The organism is Hyphomonas sp. (genome assembly GCF_022844445.1).
Classification (GTDB): Bacteria; Pseudomonadota; Alphaproteobacteria; order Caulobacterales; family Hyphomonadaceae; genus Hyphomonas.
The window spans coordinates 244779-262743 of the sequence record NZ_JALHLS010000002.1 but is presented as its reverse complement, the minus strand read 5'-3'; the positions used below and the strand labels follow the sequence as shown (position 1 = coordinate 262743).

Genomic DNA, 17965 nt, shown 5'->3' with positions numbered 1-17965 from the left:
CAGGCCTTTTGGGAGCGGGACTTCTGATGAGCAAACCGGATGACAAAAGCGGGCCGCGCGATCCTTACTTCCTGCGGTTGCAGGCGGCTTTGACCGAGGCGGGCATCGCGTCGCCGACGCTGGTGATCGACAAAGCGCGGCTCGATGCGAACATCGACACGCTGATGGGTCATCTGCCGGCGGGGATGGCCTACCGGATCGTCGCGAAATCCCTGCCCTCACTCGACCTGATTGCCCACGTCCGCCAGCGTTCAGGCTCGGACCGCCTGATGACGTTCAATCAGCCCATGCTGACCGCGCTCAGCAAGGCCATGCCGGAGGCGGACCAGCTGCTCGGCAAACCCCTGCCGGTTGTCGCCGCACGCAATTACTTCGCCTCGCTCAGCTCCGAAGACGCGCCGGCCGCCGCACGCGTGCAGTGGCTGATCGATACGCCGGACCGGCTTCGTCAGTACCGCGAGCTTGCGGCAGCCACCGGCCAGACCCTGCGCGTGAACCTGGAACTGGACGTGGGCCTGCACCGGGGCGGCCTGGAAGCCGGCGACACGTTGAAGACTTTGCTTGAAACCCTGCGCGATGCGCCGGAGTTCAATTTTTCCGGCTTCATGGGGTATGAGCCCCATCTGGCGGCCCTGCCCGAAGCGATGGGCTGGCGGGACCGCGCAAAATCAGGCGCCTGGCGCCGTTACGGTGAAGCACTGGCACAGGCCGCGCAGGTATTGGGGGCAGAGGCTGTTTCTGGCCTCGTTCGCAATGCGGCGGGCAGCCCGACCTACCGCTACTATCAGGATACGGAGGTTGCCAATGAAATCTCCGCAGGTTCCTGTCTCGTCAAGCCGACGCATTTCGATACACCGCTCCTCGAGCCGCACCAGCCGGCAAGCTTCATCGCAACGCCGGTCATCAAGTCGCTCGCTCAGACGCGCCTGCCCGGCCTCGAGTTTGCCGCTGACGGTCAGCGTGCCTGGGACCCGAACACATCGCGCACTGTCTTCATCTATGGAGGCAACTGGCTCGCCGAGCCGGTCGACCCGCCCGGGCTCTCTTACAACAAGACTTTCGGCCGTTCGTCGAACCAGGAAATGCTGACCGGCGGTCACAATCTGGCGATCGCGCCGGACGAGTTCGTATTCCTGCGTCCGCACCAGAGCGAAGCGGTATTCCTTCAATTTGGCGACATCGCGGTTTATGAAGATGGCCACATTACGCAGCGCTGGCCGGTGTTTGAAGCCTCCGCCTGACCCGCGATCCACGTAGTTTCCCGGATTCCCCCCGGCCCGCGCGCCCGCCGAAATGGCAGTCGGACGAAAACGGGAACGGATCAACGTGGACGGAACCTTTGAGCTGAGCACGCCAAGCGCGGGTGCGGACGACGCGTTCCGCCGCTGCGTGGATACCTTTCTCGATGCTTCATTGACCGAAGCTCTGCGCGCCGCTGGGCGCGCGACCACAGGGCTGAAATCGTCGCCGGAGGCATGCGCCGACTGGAGCCGTATCTTGCGCGCACAGGGCTGGCTGGCTCCCTCCTGGCCGGTGACACATGGAGGTGCAGGCTGGACTACAGCGCAGCGTCTCTACTTCGAGAATGCTTGCGCGGAGCGGGATGCGCCGATCGTCCAGTCTTCAGGCATCAGGACCATAGGTCCCCTGATCATTGCGGAAGGATCTGCAGCGCAGAAGGCCCGTTACCTTCCCGCAATACTGGAAGGCCGGCATGAGTGGTGCCAGGGCTTCTCGGAACCTCAGGCTGGGTCTGACCTTTCCGCACTCACATTGCGCGCTGAATTGGACGGCGATGATTTCGTCCTTACAGGGAGCAAGCTGTGGACCAGTTTCGCTCAATACGCGACACACATGTTCCTGCTGGCTCGGTGCAATCCGCACAGCTCAGGCGGCGACGGCCTCGTATTCCTGCTCGTAGAAATGGACCGGCCGGGAATCGAGGTCCGGCCCATTCGGTTCCTCGATGGAGAATGCGAAACAAATGAAGTGTTCTTCAACGGCGTACGAACGCCGGCCGCCGACCGGATCGGGGCCATCGGAGAAGGTTGGAAGACAGCCAAGCGGCTGATGTCTATTGCGCGTTCGAACAACACGACAACCGGCCAACTGCGCCGCGCTTTGCGTGCCGCCTGGCGCGAAAGCGCGGATGCCGGCGCGATGGATGCAGGCTCACGGCGCCACCTTGCGGGTCTGGCGCAGCGGATTGATGAATTCGAGGCGCTCGAACATCATGCCGGACGGGTCAGCATCGACGAGGCGTCCACGACATCCCTGCTCAAACTGATCGCAACGGAGCTGCATCAGCTGATCACGCAGATCGGCTTGGAAGCCGCCCCGGACAGCGACTTTGCGCAGGCGAAGTATTTCGCGACCCGCGCGGCCACGATCTATTCCGGTACCAGCGAAGTGCATCGCAACATACTGGCACGTGCCATCGGCTGTCCCTGAGCCTGCGACTTTGTTTGCCGGAAGTCCGGCCGCTTCCGGAATGATATCCGCAAGGATCGCCGTACTGATAGTCGGTCCAGCGGCGGCAGGCTGCGGTCCAGCACGAAGGCGTCATACTCTTCCCGTGATGGGAGATCGGGCGCATGTAGCCCGCTCGCCGCGTGCTCCACGGAATGAACCTGGTGACGCAGGCCGTTCACGCTGACTTCCGCGTCAGTGGTGCCGTCCCCCACGGCGGGGTCCGCTTTTGCGGGCCGCGCTGTCAGAAGAGAATTTTCAAACTGCGATCGCCTGCGCTCAGTCACCATTGGAGCGGTGATGCATGAGAGCGGGACCAGCCGATGGCCATTCCCATTCCCGATTATAAGCAACAGCGAAAGCCGGGGCTTACGCTCTTCTTTGCTTATGTCAGGCCGGGTCCCCTTTCACACGCGGTGTCCGGACAGGACGGGACGCCGTCCGGTAGGCGCCGGATGCGAACGCGGCGGGCCATCCGCGCTTTTCCGAAGTCCGCACAGACAGGAAGCGGAAGCTGAGCCCGCGCATGTCCTTGCAGGAGTTCAGCAGCGCCATCTTCTCGTTCGGCTTCAGCAGCGAAACAAATTCCGGAATGCTGGCAGCTTTTTCGGCACGCGCCCGCGCCACCGCCAGCGGGACATGAACATCGCCGTGCGCCACTGGCCAGTAGGGATCAACCATGTAGCTGCGGCGATGTATGTCGTGCGGCTCCTGCAGAAGGGATTGCAACGTGTGCGGACGAAGTCGGCCGAACTCCTCGCGGGCCGCAATGGATGCGGTGCTGGACGCGGGCGGCGTGCCATCATGCGGTGTAGCCAGCAAGCCCATTTCCTTAGCCTTGCGTCCGGCCCTACTCTTGGCGGTGAAGTAGGAAACCGGCGCACTGAGGATCAGGCCAAGGGTCGCCGGCGCTAGCCACGCGGCGTGAATTGGCGAGATCACAACAGCCGACACGGTCAGCACCACACCCAGCGCTGTGGCCGGAAGGTTGTGCCGGAAAGTCGTTGCAAAGGAATAGCCGTCATCCCCGCGGCGCTGAGGCGCCCAGCCGGAATCCTGCCCCGACAGAACGCTCACGACAGCGCTGGTCTGCGTGACCATGAGCATCGGCGCCGTCAGGACCGAGAGCGCCGTTTCCGTCAATGTGCCAAGGATCGTGCGCCAGGCCCCGACCCCCTTGCGCCAGGCGCGGTTGCTGAGGCCGTAGATCAGGCCACAGATCTTCGGCGTGAAGAGGATCACCATGGTGGCCATGAACAGGTTCAGAGCGCGCTCGGAGTCGATCACCGGCCAGGACGGAAACAAGGTTGCCCCTTCCCCGAAATAGTCCGGCACCAGGAAACTGTTCTGCAGCGACAGGACCATGCCGATACAGATGAACAAAAGCCAGAGCGGCGATGAGAGATATGAGAAGATACCGGTGATCAGGTGGAACCGGCTTGTAAAGGTCAGGCCGCGCGCCTTCAGCAACACCGCCATGTGCTGCATGTTGCCCTGGCACCAACGCCGGTCACGTACAACGAGGTCGATGATCGTCGGCGGGCCCTGCTCAAAGGAGCCGCCGATCTCCGGTCGCACTTCCACGTTCCAGCCGGCGCGGCGCAGCATGGCCGCTTCCACGAAGTCATGGCTCATGATTGTGCCGCCAAAAGGTGCACGGCCCGGAATGACAGGCAGGCCGGCCGCTTCCGCCAGCGCCCGTATACGGATAATGGCGTTGTGGCCCCAGAAGTTGCCTTCCTTCTGCGACCACCAGGCGATGCCATGCCCCAGTACGGGGCCATAAAGCGCCGCGGCAAACTGCTGATAGCGGCCGAACAGCGTTTCCACACCGACGAGCTGCGGAATGGTCTGGATCAGGCCGGCTTTCGGCGCGGCCTGCATGGCGTCGACAAGGCGCAGGATCGCGTCGCGCTCCATGTAGCTGTCAGCGTCATAGACGACCATGTAATCGTAACGGCCGCCCCAGCGCGTGACGAAGTCCCGGATATTGCCGGACTTGCGATGCAGGTTGATCGTGCGGCGGCGGTAGTGGATTTTCACATCCTGCGGACGAAGGGCCTGAACGCGCTCGAAGGCGGCTTCTTCGCGCAGGGCGATGTCGGCATCGGTCGTGTCGCTCAGGACGAAGCATTCAAAATGCCCCGGGGCATTCGATAGGCTCTGCGCGGTCGACAGGACCGTCGCAAAAATCTGGTCCACGTCTTCATTGTAGATCGGAAAAGCGATGACGGTGCGCGCGCTCGCCACGCGGCTCACGTTGATCTTCACTTCGGGCCGGCTCGCTGTGTGGAGCGCCGACGCCAATCCCGCGAGCGCGTTGACGAAGGCAAAGCAGACCCAGCTGATGTTCAGCGTAAAGACGACCAGCAACGCCCATTCGAAAACCGTCAGGCCGGACACTTTCAGAACCTGGTACATCTCGTGCGTGGCCCAGCCGGTAAGCAGGAGGGCAGACCCGAAGACGAACAGTTTGCGCCACATCAGCGACTTCGGCCGATAGCGGTCACGGTCTGCCGCCGGCGCGGCGAACGCCTGATCCGGCATCGAAACCGGGAATTCGATGGGGCGTGCGCGGAAATCGGTCATTCGGCTCTCCAACGGTAAAGCCAGGTTTCGGAAACAGGTTTCCCGCCCTTGGTAAGCACCGCCCTCAGTTCGGCGACATCGGCGCCATCCGCACTGAGTTCGAAGGTGAGCCGGGTTTTCCCGGTCTCGGAATTGCGTTTAACGACCGGGTTATGGATCGTCCCGGCAGACGTCGAGATGCTCGCCTCGAGCCCGCCTGCCAGCGCGTCTTCGGCCGCCTCATAGTCGATCACAAACAGTTGCCGCCGGCGATCCGGCGTCTTGCCAGAACGTGTCTCCGCGATCGGAATGACGGTCGGCGCGGCCGGCGGAAGAAGGCTCCAGCGCATGTTGTACGAGACGCCATAGGCCTTACCAGGTTGCCAGGTTTCCGACGGCTTCCAGAACACCACGATATTGTCGTTATACTCATTGGCAGTCGGGATTTCGACGAGCGACAACTGGCCTGGTCCCCAGTCTGAAGTAGGCTGAACCCAGACATTGGGCCGGCGGTGATAGTCGGCTTCCACATCGGAATAAGCTGCAAGGTCGCGCTTGCGCTGCACAAGTCCGAAGCCGCGCGGGACATCGGTCGCCAGCACCGAAATCTGCAGCGATTGAGGATTGGTCAGCGGGCGCCAGACCCACTCGCCATTCTCCATCCGGATCATCAAGCCTTCGGAATCATGCACCGCCGGACGGAAATCATCCGGCTGTTTGCGCAGGTCGTGCGGCGAAAAAAAATACATTGAGGTCAAAGGGGCGATGCCGAGTGCGTCAATCTCGCGGCGGGGAAACAGCACGGCCGTGACTTCTGTCCGCGTTTCAGGACCGGGCGTAATTTTGAAGGCGTAGGCGCCCGTGATGCTGATTCCGTCCAGCAGCGCGTAAATGGTCACAGCCGGCGAGGCAGGTGTCGGCTTGACCAGCCAGAACTCGGAGAAATGGGGGAACTCTTCGCCGTTCGGCGAGGCAGTACCGATCGAAAGGCCGCGCGCCGACGCGCCGTAAACGGTGCCTGCTCCGAGCGCGCGGAAGAAGCTCGCGCCCTTGAAGCTTATGAGCTCGTCAAACTTGCCTTCCTGATTGAGAACCGTGAGCACCCGGAAACCGGCAAAGCCCAGCGTTTCCTTGATCCTGTCGTCCAGCGGCAGATCCAGAAAGGCAAAATCCCTTTCCGAGTAGTTTCGCGAAGTGACCTTGCCGCCTTCAACAATGTTGATGCGCACTTCATGCGTGAACAGGTACCCACGCGGATCGGGCAAAACACGAAAGCCGTTTGCCGCATCGGGCCAGATGGCGCGGTCGGGGATGTTCTGGATGCGGCGATACTGGTCATAGTCCAGTTCGGCGGCGGGTTTCGGAAGGTCGGGCTGGACGAAGAAGGGTTCTTCGGAAAGGGCCCGCGCCTTGCGCTGGATGTCCTCGAAGTCGAACTCCGGTGTGGTGGCGGCGAGCACGAGGCTCGCGCCTTCAACGGGCGGGACGGATTCCACTGGCGCGGCCACGCCGACAGCGACCAGTTCCGGCCCTGCAATGCCGGAAACCGTGACTTCAGGGCCGGGGCCGGTTTCAGGCGCCGAGCAGGCGGACATGCAGAAGGCCGCCGCCGCAGCAGCACAGATCCCCCGGTAAAAGGCTTTGCGATCACGCCGCAAATCGAACTCCTGACATACCTATGCCCAGCGTTGCTCAAGCTTCTTATGCTGCGGCGCACCAATCTGGGGCCCCGTTCAATGCAGAAAGGCCCAAAAGGTTGCATGCTGCGCTGAAACTGACCGCCTATCTGGCGTGTCACTCACCGAGCGATGCGGCGACATTGTGGCCGAAATCGCGCCGCAACTGCAGTTTGCGGCGTACTCGCCCCATCTGCCCGAATGAGGGCAAAGGCGCCCGTGATGCACGAAATTACGGGCGCCTCACCTAGCGCGAAACGCGCAGGCTGACGCCCCATGTGGCAGGCTGCGAACGGAACGTATCGTAACCAATGAAACCGTAGCCCGAGAGCGCGTAGTCCTCGTTTGTGAGGTTTCGCCCCCAGATCGCCACTTCGGTACCGCCGCCAAGGTCCAGCGCCGCCCGGGCATCTACCAGCGTGATGCTGCCCTGACGCCGGTCTGCCCGGCCTTCCGGGTCGAGATAGTAGGCGCTCTGATACTTGGCGTTGACCTCGACCGAGGCGCGCCGGTCTCCGCCGGCGGCCCATTCCCGGCGGATGCCGAGGGTGGCCGATACGTCCGAGGCAAAAGGCAGGGGATTGCCGTCGAAGGTGGCGGCATTGGCGGCGCCGGAGGCGTCCGCCCCCTGCCTGATCTCAGTGTCCATGGCGACCACACCGCCCTGCACATCGAGGCCTTGTAGCGGCGACCAGGCCGCAGAAAGCTCGATACCCTGAACGGTGGCGGCATCCAGGTTCGCCAGGGAGTTCGACGTGATCGACCCGCCGCCCGGTAGCGGGAAGAGCACAAAGATGCGCGCCTGCGGGTGGGCATAGTCCTGATAGAACGCGGCCGCTTCCACAGCCAGGCTAGCAGCCAGCGCGCCCTTGTATCCAATCTCGTAGGCATCGACCTTTTCAGCAATGAAGAGACCTTCGTCCTGGTAATGGGTCACGTTGTTGGCGACTTCGCCGTTGAAGCCCCCGCTCTTGTAGCCCTGCCCGAAGGACGCATAGACGACTGACTCGTCACCGAGGCGGTAGCGAAGCGCGGCCATGCCGGTAAACGCGTCCTCGTCGATCGCATTGCCGCCGACGGCGGGGCCAAGACCCGAGCGATTGTTGAAGGCCCGCACGCCGTCGCTGTAAATGTGCTGGCCAAAGCCGCTGGCCTCGATGCGCTCGATGGTCTGGCGTGCGCCAATCGAGACCGTGGCGCGCGGGCCAAGGGCGAAATCAACAAGCCCGTAGACGGCGCCCATGCGGCGCTCCTGTTCGATCCGGGTGAGCAGCGAGACGGCCGGCGCGGACGAGGCCGGCGCCGGGCCGACACGGCCGGGCGCCGCCGGATAGGTGCAGCTGCCGACGAGCGTCAGCGGGTTCAGATCGCCGCACCAGATCAGGTAATCCTGCGTGAAATCATCTTCCGACAGTGAGGCGCCGAGCAGCAGCGAGCCACCTGCCCAGTCGCGCCGGCCGTAGAGCTCCTGGCTGACTTGCAGGTAGTCCCGGTCATAGGAGAGGTTGGCGGTGGCGGCAGGGGTGCCATCGAAATCGAAGCCGTAGCGCTGCTGGAAAGCTTCCGCTGCCGTCAGCGAGGTGATCGCCCAGCCGCCGAGTACGGTGGTCAGTTCCGCCGAGGCGCCGTGGAAATCGTTGTTGGTGTCCTGAACGCCGTCGGCGCCCACAGAGATCCTGTGCTTCCCGAGGGACAGGGCCGAATTGAGGGGCGCAGGGTTTACGCCGTTGTCGGCTTCGAAATGCGCGCGCAGCAGTAAGGTGGTGGCGGGCGCAAGGTCGAACTCCAGCGCGCCGCGCAAGCCATACTCGTCGCGCTCGCCGCCAGCGGAATCCGGGCCGCCAATATTCTCGAGAGCGGCGTCCTGCTTCAGGTAACGGCCAGCAATCCGGCCTCTTACCCCGTCCAGAAACTGTCTGTTTGCAGCTGCCTGAACGTCCAGACGGTTGAACCTTCCATAGGACACCGACGCATAGGCTCCAGGTTCCGCCGTGGGCCTTGCGGTTATGAAGTTGATCGATCCGCTGGAGGCATTTCGTCCCTGCACCGTGCCCTGCGGACCCTTGAGCACTTCGACGCGGTCGAGGTCATAGGCAAGCAGGCTTGCCTGCACGTTCGTCGCGAGGAAGACACCATCGACGCTCACGGCGGCGCCGCTCGGCGTCAGCGCCTGATGGTCGACCGCGCCAACGCCGCGGATCTGGAACGTAGTCTGCGAGCCGTTGGAGATCGCAGCCTGCACACCGGGAAGGTGCATGACAACGTCTTCTGCACCTTCGGCCCTCCGCAGCGCCTCACCTGACACCACGGCGACGCTTTGCGGCAGTTCGCGCGCGGACTGGGACTGGCGGGTAGCGGTGACGACAACCACATCGAGCCGGTCAATTGCCTGCGCAGCAGCGGAGCCGCCCGCGCCCAGAGCAACGGCGGAACCCATTCCGAAAACTGCGGCGCCCAAATGCATAGTCCACTCCCTCAACAGCGAGCGGTTGAATGCGCGAGCGGCGCAGGAAAGGCAATCGCACCTGTGGGGAAGCTAGGCAGCTCCGGACGCTGCGTCAGTGTTCGTGAAGCTGTGGACCGACGGGGAGCGAACCATCCTTTGGTGGAAAGGGATTAATCGGCTCCTTCTTCAGGCTGGCGGTTTCGGTGCGCATCGCTTCCACGGCGGCCGTGAGCTTGGCAACAATTTCGGGATGGTCGCGCAGGTAGCTGAAGCGTTCCTGCGGATCGACTTTCAGATCGAACAAAAGCGGGACGCCGAACGACTGCAGCGGCACATCATAGGTACGATAGAAGGTTTGCAGAACGAGACGGAAGCGCGCGTCACGCACGGCAGAGATGTTGTTGCCGTCGAAGAAGAAGAGCATGTCGTGCGGCGACACTTGGCTGCCGCGCAGCACGTCGGTAATGTCGCGGCCGTCGATCACGCGGTCCTGCGGCACCTTCGCACCGGCCAGCTTTGCAAGCGTTGGCAGAAGGTCGATGTTCATAGTCATCGCATCCGAGACAGTGCCTTTCGGGATGTGGTTCGGCCAGCGCGCCAGGAAGGGTACGCGGAAGCTGCCCTCATGGGCCCCGCCCTTGCGGTCGCGCAGCATGCCGGCATCGCCTTCGAACCATGGTCCGTTGTCGGAGGTTATGATGACAATGGTGTTGTCAGCGACGCCTGCCTTGTCGAGCGCATCGAGCAGGACACCAATGCCTTGGTCGAGATGTTCAACCACATCGCCGTATAGGCCCGCTTCCGACTTGCCCGACGCCTCATCCGGCACGAAGAGCGGGATGTGGGGGAAAGTCTCGGCATAGTAGAGAAAGAAGGGCTCTTCGGCGTGCGCCTCGATGAAGGCGGTGGCGGCCTTGGCATAGTTCGCGGTGAGCGCCTTTTGGTCGGCTGGGGTCTGCACGACCACCTTGTGATGATAGAGATCGAAAGGGCTCATGTCGTTCGAGTACGGAACACCGTAGAACTCATCGAAGCCATGCTCGGTTGGCCAGAACTCGTCCGTGTGTCCGAGGTGCCATTTGCCGACCATACCGGTAGCGTAGCCTGCTTCCTTGAGAAGTTCTGGCAGCGTCACTTCGCTTTTCGGAAGACCGTCCTGCGAATGCGGCATGATCACATGCTGCATGCCTGAGCGGATCGGGTAGCGGCCGGTCAGCAACGCTGCGCGAGACGGCGAGCAGACGTTGGAACCTGCGTAGAAGGTTGAGAGGCGCACGCCTTCGTCGCCGACCCGGTCAATGTTAGGCGTGCGGATGAGACCGGCACCGTTGGCGCCAATGTCGCCCCAGCCAAGGTCGTCGGCCATGACGATGACGATGTTGGGCGGCCGGGTGTCCGCTGCTTTCGCCGCCGTATCGGCGGGCGTTTCGGCGGGTGTCTTGCAGGAAGCCAATGCCAGCAGGAGCGCGAACGCGATCAAGGTCGGTTTCTTCTTCATGGGTGCCTCGCTGGCCAGTCAGGAAATCTCTGGCCGGTTCCGGTCAAACCGGCCAGAGCTATTTGAAGGACTTGAATTAATAGCGCAGGCTAAGCTTGGCGCCCCAGGTGCGCTGGGCCTCGAGCGTTAGGAACTGCGCGTAGCCGCCGGTGTCGAACGTCATGCCGACGATGGCTTCCACGAAGCTTTCGTCGGTGAGGTTGCGCCCAAAGACGGTGAAGGTGGCCCTGTCGTCCCAGAAGCTCACGCCGACCTGGGCATCAATGAGCGTGTAAGCGTCGATGATGGTATTCGGGTCGTTCGTGATAGAGGACTGGACTTCATCCCGGTACTGAGCACCGACTTGTGCAAAGCCGCCGAGCGTTTCGGAGATGTCGAAGTCATAGCGCGCGAGCGCGTTGATGACCCATTCCGGCGAGTTGGCGAGCGTCTTGCTGGAGAGGTCCTGCTGGCGCTGGCCGGAGACAACAGTACATCCCTGAGCGGCTGTCTGCCGCGTGAAGCAGGGCGCGCCGGTGAACTCGTCAAACGTCGCGTTGGTGTAGGCCAAGGCCGTTGAGAGCGTGAGGTTGTCGGTCGGCAAGGCCGTGATCTCGCCTTCGAAGCCGTAGGTTTCGACGCTACCGGCGTTGGCCACGTTGAAGATGGCGGTGCCCGACGGGCCAGGCACGAGGGTCTGGGCCTGGAAGTCGTCTATCTGTGAGTAGAAGCCGGTGAAGTTCGTTACAAGCTTGCCGTCATACGACGTCTTGCGGATGCCGGCTTCGAACTGGGTCGGCACTTCCGGCTTCACGCGCGGCAGGGTGTTGCCCTGGACAGGGCTGACCGTGAGGCCCGTGACGACGCCGGACGCCTTGTAGCCCCGCGTGACGGTGGCGAAGAGGTTCGTTTCGTCATCGAGGAAGTACTGGCCGCCGAGGCGCCAGACGAGCGCGCTGTCATCATCGCGTTCGCTCTGCACGCCGGCCGAAACCGACTGGCCTGCAAACGGCGCGACGAACCCCGGTGCAACGGTCTTGACCTGCTGTCCCTCGATCTCGGACTGCAGGAAACGCAGGCCGGCGATCAGCGAGAACTTGTCCGTGAGCGCATATTCGCCCTGGCCGAAGATCGCGTAGTTCAGCTCCTCGACATTCGATTCGAGCTTGGTACCGACTTGCGCGCCGGGCGGCAGGGCGCCGAGGAAGTTCAGGCCGGCAGTGCCGCCCTGAATATTATTCTGTGCGATCTCCTGCTGGAAGTAATACGCGCCGACCGTGTACGTCAGGGCCTGGTCGCGCGGAGAGTCGATGCGGAATTCCTGGCTGAACTGGTTCTGCGCGAGGTCGCCCGAGTTCACCGACAGCATTGGCAGCGGCACGAGGTCAGCGTCGTTGTTATCAACGCTGTTCCACTCGCGGTAAGCCGTCAGCGAGATGAATTCGTGATCGCCGAGGGGCCGGGTGTACTCGGAGGACAGGCCCCACGAATCCATTTCCGAGGTGAACTCCGCTTCCGAACCGATCGAGAGGTTTTCCGGGCCGGGCGTGATGCCGAGCGCGAGGGTTGCCGGTCCGGTGACGGCCACGCCGAAACCGAGCAGGCCTGTGCCGGGGCCGCCTGCGGAGATCGAGCGGTAGGTCAGCGCGCCGGAAGCCTGGTCGCGCCGCACGTAGTCAGCGCTGAGCAGCAGGTCAGAATCATCCGAGATCTCGAACTTGAGCTTGCCTCGCACGCCCTGCTCGTTGCGCTCGTTCAGGCGGTCCTGCGAGGCGTTCGGATTGACGTTCTTGATGTAGCCGTCACGCTTGTTCGAGTAGGCCGAAATGCGGCCCGTGATGCCGTTGGCGATCGGGCCGGAGATGGCGCCGGTGAGGTTGATCTCGTCATAGGATCCGTAGCTCGCGCTGACATCGGCCTGGAAGTCGTCAGTCGGACCTTTGGTGACAACCGATATCACGCCGGCAGAGGCGTTCTTGCCGAACAGTGTGCCTTGCGGGCCGCGGAGCACTTCGATGCGCTCGACATCCGAGAAGTCGAAGATGCCCGCGCCTTCACGGCCCATCACGACGCCGTCGACCGCGATGGCGGAGCTGGCTTCGATGCCGATATTGAAGAGGCTGGTGCCGATTCCGCGGATCGTGGTAGCGGACTGGCGGGCGTTAACGCCGGCATTGAACGAGATGCCGGGTGCCACGTATTGCAGCTGGTCGAAGCCGTCGATCTGACGCGCTTCGAGGTCGGCGCCTCCGATGGCGGTCACCGAGATCGGCACGTCCTGCAAGTTCTGTTCGACACGCTGGGCGGTGATGGTGACGGTGCCGAGACGGCGGTCATCAGCCTCTGCATCAGCCTCCTGGGCGACCGCGCAGCCACTCCAGCCAAGTGCCAATGCCGATACGGTGAGTACGAGTGTTTGCGTTGTCCGCATGTTTTTATCCTCCCAGAGCAAGGCATCCCATGCCTTTCCGGTCGGAAAATTACCCAAATGGAAAGTTTGTCAAGGGCGCGATGAGTTTCCGTTGCGCAAAGACATCAGTTCTGGCTTTCCTGCTTCCGGGTCCAAGCTGGCAGCTCTGGCCACGTGCCCTTGTGGGTCGATGGCTCGCGCAGCAGAATTGAAATTACCGCGTCCGTATGGGCGTCGATCGCCTCCTGGGAGCGCATGTCCACGCCGTAGAGGCCCTTGATCGTGTTCGCGAGGACGAACGGCATCTGGCTAACGGTCGAGATCACGTAGAACATCGAGACCAGCCAAACTTCAGGCAGGATGCCGATCTTCATCAGGTTCTGCACGACCGGGGCGAGCGCCTGATGACTCTTGCGGATGTAGGAGATCATCCATTGCAGCCGCTCGCCGCCATTGAAGGTCTCGGCAATCATGATGCGCGCCTGCTCGGGATGCGCGGCGCAATGGCGGACGTAATGCTTAAGGTAGTCGCGCATGCCGTCCTTGGTCTGCATGTCGAGCTCGCCGATCACTTCGCGGCTCATCGCCCTGTCGAGCTCCTGGTACATGTGGGTCACCACATCTTTCCAGAGCTGCTCCTTGCTGCCGAAATGGTAGCGGATGAGCGTATGCGTGATGCCGACTTCGGCCGCGATGTCGCGGATGTTGGCGCCTTCGAATCCCCGTTCGGCAAATGCCTTGCGGGCGGCAACGAGAATGCGCGCGCGGCTCTCCTCCGCTCTCGCCTGGGTCGGCGCACGGCGAACGGGTTGCTTGTAAGCGGGGGGATCGGACATCCTGACCTTCTCTTTAACCAGCAGTCGCCGCCAGAGACCCTCAAAACTTCAAGTCTTCAAGGCTTTCGGCATATTGCATTAAAACTTTCCATGTGGAAAGTATCGACAAAACCAGAGAAGCGGGGAGCCAGATGAGTCAGGACAAGGACAAGCACACAGCCGGAAACCGCGGGGCCACGGCCGCATCCGATCGCATCGAGTCGCTGCTGGCGCAGATGACGCTGGCCGAAAAAGTCTCGATGATGTCTGGCAAGGATTTCTGGAACGTGGGCGGCATTCCGCGACTGGGCATCCCGGACCTTTCCGTCTCTGACGGCCCGACGGGCCTGCGCTCTGTCAACTCCGATCCGGCCACAGTGTTCCCGGTCGGCGTGGCGCTTGCGGCGACCTGGGACCGGCAACTCGTTCAGTCCATGAGCTCCGCCATCGGGCGCGAAGCAATTGCTTACGGCGTTGATGTGCTGCTCGCACCGACCGTCAACATCCAGCGCACGCCGCTCGGCGGGCGCAACTTCGAATGCTATTCGGAAGACCCGCTGCTCTCCTCTGAAATCGGGATTGCGTACGTGGAGGGCGTCCAGTCGCAAGGCGTGGGTACTTCGCTGAAACACTACGCCGCCAACAATCAGGAACACGAGCGGATGCGCGGTTCGTCCAACGTGCCCATCCGTGCACTGAGAGAAATCTACCTTTCCTCTTTCGAGCCCGTCATCCGGCGCGCTAAGCCCTGGACGGTAATGGGCGCGTACAACCGTGTGAACGGCGTGTTCGCCTGCGAGAATGATTTCCTGCTGAACCGCGTGCTGCGTGACGAGTGGGGCTATGACGGCGTGGTCGTCTCGGACTGGGGCGGCACGAAATCCACCGCAGATGCATGCAACAATGGCCTGGATCTCGAAATGCCAGGCCCGCCGCGCCAGTTCGGTCAGGCGCTGATCGCCGCCGTGGAGGCCGGCGACGTTTCGCAGGCCACCATCGACGAACACGTGCGCCGTCTCCTGCGATTGTTCGACCGGTGCGGCCTGCTCGACGGCAATCCAAAATCATCGCGCGGCGCGCGCGCCACGCCTGAACACAGGCAACTTGCCCGCAAGGCCGCCGCAGACAGCATAGTCCTCTTAAAGAACGAGCGCAGCCTCCTCCCCCTGCGCGGCGTCAAACGGGTGGCCGTCATCGGTGCCATCGCGGATGGTCCGGCGATACAGGGAGGCGGCAGCTCCCAGGTGTCGCCGGACCGGATCGTCACGCCGCTGGAAGGCCTGCGCGCGGCACTCGGCGACAGCGTCGAACTCGTGTTCGAGCGCGGCATCGACCATGAGCCTCGTCCGCCGGTCATTGATGGCCGCCTGTTGTCGCCCGAGATCGGCAGCCGCGAACAAGGCCTGAAAGCGCGCTACTTCAACAAGCCGAACCTTGCCGGAAAGCCCGTCCACGAGGAGACCGACTGGCGGTTCAACAAGCTTGGCTTCGGCGCGGTTGCGCAATCCAGCGAAGACCTTTCGTTTAGTGTGGAGTGGACCGGATTCATCACGCCGCGTCATTCCGGCGTGCATGACTTTGCCATGTCGCACTCCAACCCGGATGTCGAACTCATCATCGGCAACGAAACGCTGGTCGGCAACGGGACGCCCCGCAAGTCCGAACTGCTGTTCATGATCCTGCCGCTGAATTTGCGCAGGGCGCGGATGGAACTGGAAGCAGGGCGATCTTACCCGATCTCCATCCGCTACAGCCAGCCGACCGAGCACGCGATCCGGGCATTCAACATCTTTTCCGTTTCGATGCGGGAGCCTGCCCCAGCGCTCGATGCCGCCATCGAAAGCGCCGCGACATCGGACGTGGCCATCGTCTTCGTGGGTTCTGGCACGACCTCGGAAACCGAGGGACTTGACCGCGCCAGCATGAAACTCGGCCGGGGACAGGACAATCTCGTGCGGGATGTGCTTGCCGCCAATCCGAACACGGTGGTCGTCATCAACTCGGGCGCGCCGATTGAAATGCCGTGGGCGGATGATGTGCCCGCCATTCTCCAGATGTGGATGCCGGGACAGGAAGGCGGACATGCGCTGGCGGACGTGCTGTCCGGCAAGGTGAACCCTTCGGGCAAACTACCCGTCTCCTTCCCGAAGCGATACGAAGACAACCCGACCTTCCTGCACTATCCCGGCAACATGCAGGCCGACTATGGCGAAGGCCAGTTCGTCGGTTACCGGTACTACGACAAGATGGGTATAGATCCCCTGTTCGCCTTCGGCCACGGGCTCTCCTATTCGCGGTTCGCCCTGTCCAACCTCCATGTTCCGGAAACGGCCAAAGTTGGCGAAACCGTAAAGCTGTCGATTGACCTCAAGAACGAAAGCGATGTTGAAGGGGCGGAGACCGTCCAGATCTATGTCGAAGACCTTGCCACCAGAGAAGCGATGCCGCTTCGCCAGCTGCGCGGTTTCGAAAAAGTCAATCTGCCGCCCGGTTCTTCATGCACCATCTTCGTTGAACTGCCGGCCCGGGCATTCTCCTGGTTCGATCCGGATGCAGACGAGTGGGCCATCATCCCCGGCCGCTACAGGATCCATGCCGGCACCTCGTCGCGAAGCCTGCCCCTCTCGGCAGAACTGGTTCTCGGCGCATGAGCGGCAATACGGCATCCACGAAGGTTCCACTTCGGAGCAAGGTAGGCTTCGGCCTCGGAGACTTCGGCTTTGTCCTTATCTGGCAAGGCACGGCGATGTTCCTGATGTACTTCTATACGGACGTACTGGGCATCGGGCCTTTGATTGCCGGCGCAATCTACCTGACCGCCATGGTATGGGATGCGATAACAGATCCGATCATGGCCACGCTGGCAGATAGGACGCGTACACGCATGGGGCGTTACAGGCCGTGGATCCTCTACGGCGCCCTGCCCTTCGCCTTGTCCTATCCGCTCGCGTTCTCGTCTCCCGGAAACCTGCCGATCGAGCCATGGGTCTGGGCACTCGGCACGCATGTCCTGCTACGGACAACATACACAATCGTGTCGATGCCCTTCAACTCGCTGCAGGCGCGCCTGACGCAGGATGCGGACGAGCGCAGCGTGCTGGCAGGCTTTCGCATGGTCGGCGCAGCCTCCGGCGGGCTTGCCATCGTGTTCCTAACCCCGGTCATCGTCGGCGCTTTCGGTCCGAACCGCGAACTGGAAGCTTACTTCACCGTGGCTTGCATCGCCGGCGTCCTGACGCTGGCTGGCCTTCTGTTCTGCTTCTTCTCGATGCGCGAGCCGGAGGAGACAGACGCCGGGCCGGGGAAAGTACCCTTTCTGTCTGACCTCGGCAGCGTCCTGCCGATGTTCCTGAAGAATCCCCCGCTGATCCGCGTGTTTGCGATCATTGTCATCGGATCGATCTGTCTCGGCATGTTTGGCAAGAATGTGCTGTATCACTTCAAGTATGACATGCAGCGGCCGGATCTTGTTACTCCGGCGCTTGTTTTGCCGGCGATCCTGCTGATCCTGACGACGCCATTCTGGGTCTGGGTCTCGAAAGTTCGCTCAAAACGCGACGCATTGGGCCTCGGCTCGGCCATCGCGCTTGTCGGCTACCTCGTATTCTTTCTCAATCCTTCGCAGAATGTGCCGGTCGCAATGGCAGCCATTCTCGCAACCGGGATCGGCGGATCGGCACTGGCGGTCATGTTCTGGGCGATGCTGCCGGACACAGTGGAGTACGGCGAAGCGGTCACCGGCATACGCGCCGAAGCGAAGACATTCGGCTTTGCCACGTTTGCGCAGAAGGCTGCGGTCGGCATCAACGCGGCCCTGCTCGGCCTCTTGCTGCAGGTATCCGGCTTTGAAGCGAACGCAGTGCAGAGTGAAGGCACCCTGCTGGGGATGAAGGCCATCATGGCGCTTGTGCCCGGGGCTGGGTGCGTTGCGATCCTCGTGATCCTGCGCGGCTACAAGCTGGACAGGTCGATGCATGCGACGATGGTTGACCGGATCAACGATCGCAAGGCGGCGCAGATCGGCGCCGGAAGCTAAACTGGAAATGACTGCTCGGTAGCCCGGCGCGAAACTGACGCAGACCTTGCCCCTGCAATGCCTCGACT

The 17965-nt window shown here is 62.5% G+C and carries 10 protein-coding genes; 4 read left to right on the top strand and 6 right to left on the bottom strand.

Going from position 1 to position 17965, the window contains the following annotated elements:
* Positions 1–26: 26 nt before the first annotated feature.
* Together Q0C17_RS04145 and Q0C17_RS04140 are read left to right on the top strand one after the other, a co-directional pair.
* Positions 27–1241 (top strand): alanine racemase, encoded by a 1215-nt coding sequence (locus Q0C17_RS04145; protein ID WP_291201744.1) that lies wholly within the window; start codon positions 27–29, stop codon positions 1239–1241.
* 85 nt (positions 1242–1326) lie between these two features.
* The gene (locus Q0C17_RS04140) at positions 1327–2451 is read left to right on the top strand and encodes an acyl-CoA dehydrogenase family protein (protein WP_291201741.1); all 1125 of its coding nucleotides are present in this window, start codon (positions 1327–1329) and stop codon (positions 2449–2451) included.
* A gap of 408 nt (positions 2452–2859) precedes the next feature.
* Here the strand turns inward: Q0C17_RS04140 and mdoH are convergent, their stop codons facing one another.
* From mdoH to Q0C17_RS04110, 6 genes are all read right to left on the bottom strand, one after another.
* Positions 2860–5058, bottom strand: coding sequence for a glucans biosynthesis glucosyltransferase MdoH (mdoH, locus tag Q0C17_RS04135; protein WP_291201738.1), 2199 nt, complete (start codon positions 5056–5058; stop codon positions 2860–2862).
* Positions 5055–6632 carry a glucan biosynthesis protein G gene (locus tag Q0C17_RS04130; RefSeq protein WP_291201735.1) on the bottom strand — a complete coding sequence of 526 codons (1578 nt, stop codon included), beginning with the start codon at positions 6630–6632 and terminating at the stop codon, positions 5055–5057. Before Q0C17_RS04130 ends, mdoH begins: the two co-directional genes overlap by 4 nt.
* A gap of 328 nt (positions 6633–6960) precedes the next feature.
* Positions 6961–9150: a TonB-dependent receptor gene (locus Q0C17_RS04125; RefSeq protein WP_291201732.1), complete on the bottom strand. Its 2190-nt coding sequence runs from the start codon at positions 9148–9150 to the stop codon at positions 6961–6963.
* Positions 9151–9271: 121 nt separating this feature from the next.
* Positions 9272–10657, bottom strand: a complete 1386-nt coding sequence (locus Q0C17_RS04120) for a sulfatase (RefSeq protein WP_291201731.1) — start codon at positions 10655–10657, stop codon at positions 9272–9274.
* A gap of 76 nt (positions 10658–10733) precedes the next feature.
* Positions 10734–13067, bottom strand: a complete 2334-nt coding sequence (locus Q0C17_RS04115; RefSeq protein ID WP_291201728.1) for a TonB-dependent receptor — start codon at positions 13065–13067, stop codon at positions 10734–10736.
* A 104-nt stretch (positions 13068–13171) separates the two neighbouring features.
* The gene (locus Q0C17_RS04110; protein WP_291201725.1) at positions 13172–13882 is read right to left on the bottom strand and encodes a TetR/AcrR family transcriptional regulator; all 711 of its coding nucleotides are present in this window, start codon (positions 13880–13882) and stop codon (positions 13172–13174) included.
* Positions 13883–14013: 131 nt separating this feature from the next.
* Between Q0C17_RS04110 and Q0C17_RS04105 the strand changes: the two genes are divergently transcribed.
* Both Q0C17_RS04105 and Q0C17_RS04100 read left to right on the top strand, forming a co-directional pair.
* Positions 14014–16512, top strand: coding sequence for a glycoside hydrolase family 3 C-terminal domain-containing protein (locus Q0C17_RS04105; RefSeq protein WP_291201722.1), 2499 nt, complete (start codon positions 14014–14016; stop codon positions 16510–16512).
* Entirely contained in the window at positions 16509–17897 is a 1389-nt protein-coding gene (locus tag Q0C17_RS04100) for an MFS transporter (RefSeq protein ID WP_291201718.1), read from the top strand. The genes Q0C17_RS04105 and Q0C17_RS04100 overlap by 4 nt, the downstream gene beginning before the upstream one ends.
* The last annotated feature ends 68 nt before the right edge of the window (positions 17898–17965 follow it).

What these genes read in the sequence shown, in the direction of transcription:
- Q0C17_RS04145 (WP_291201744.1), top strand. Translation starts at nt 27, where the DNA reads ATGAGCAAACCGGATGACAAAAGCGGGCCGCGCGATCCTTACTTCCTG.
- mdoH (WP_291201738.1), bottom strand. Translation starts at nt 5,058, where the DNA reads ATGACCGATTTCCGCGCACGCCCCATCGAATTCCCGGTTTCGATGCCG.
- Q0C17_RS04130 (WP_291201735.1), bottom strand. Translation starts at nt 6,632, where the DNA reads ATGTCCGCCTGCTCGGCGCCTGAAACCGGCCCCGGCCCTGAAGTCACG.
- Q0C17_RS04125 (WP_291201732.1), bottom strand. Translation starts at nt 9,150, where the DNA reads ATGGGTTCCGCCGTTGCTCTGGGCGCGGGCGGCTCCGCTGCTGCGCAG.
- Q0C17_RS04120 (WP_291201731.1), bottom strand. Translation starts at nt 10,657, where the DNA reads ATGAAGAAGAAACCGACCTTGATCGCGTTCGCGCTCCTGCTGGCATTG.
- Q0C17_RS04115 (WP_291201728.1), bottom strand. Translation starts at nt 13,067, where the DNA reads ATGCGGACAACGCAAACACTCGTACTCACCGTATCGGCATTGGCACTT.
- Q0C17_RS04110 (WP_291201725.1), bottom strand. Translation starts at nt 13,882, where the DNA reads ATGTCCGATCCCCCCGCTTACAAGCAACCCGTTCGCCGTGCGCCGACC.
- Q0C17_RS04105 (WP_291201722.1), top strand. Translation starts at nt 14,014, where the DNA reads ATGAGTCAGGACAAGGACAAGCACACAGCCGGAAACCGCGGGGCCACG.
- Q0C17_RS04100 (WP_291201718.1), top strand. Translation starts at nt 16,509, where the DNA reads ATGAGCGGCAATACGGCATCCACGAAGGTTCCACTTCGGAGCAAGGTA.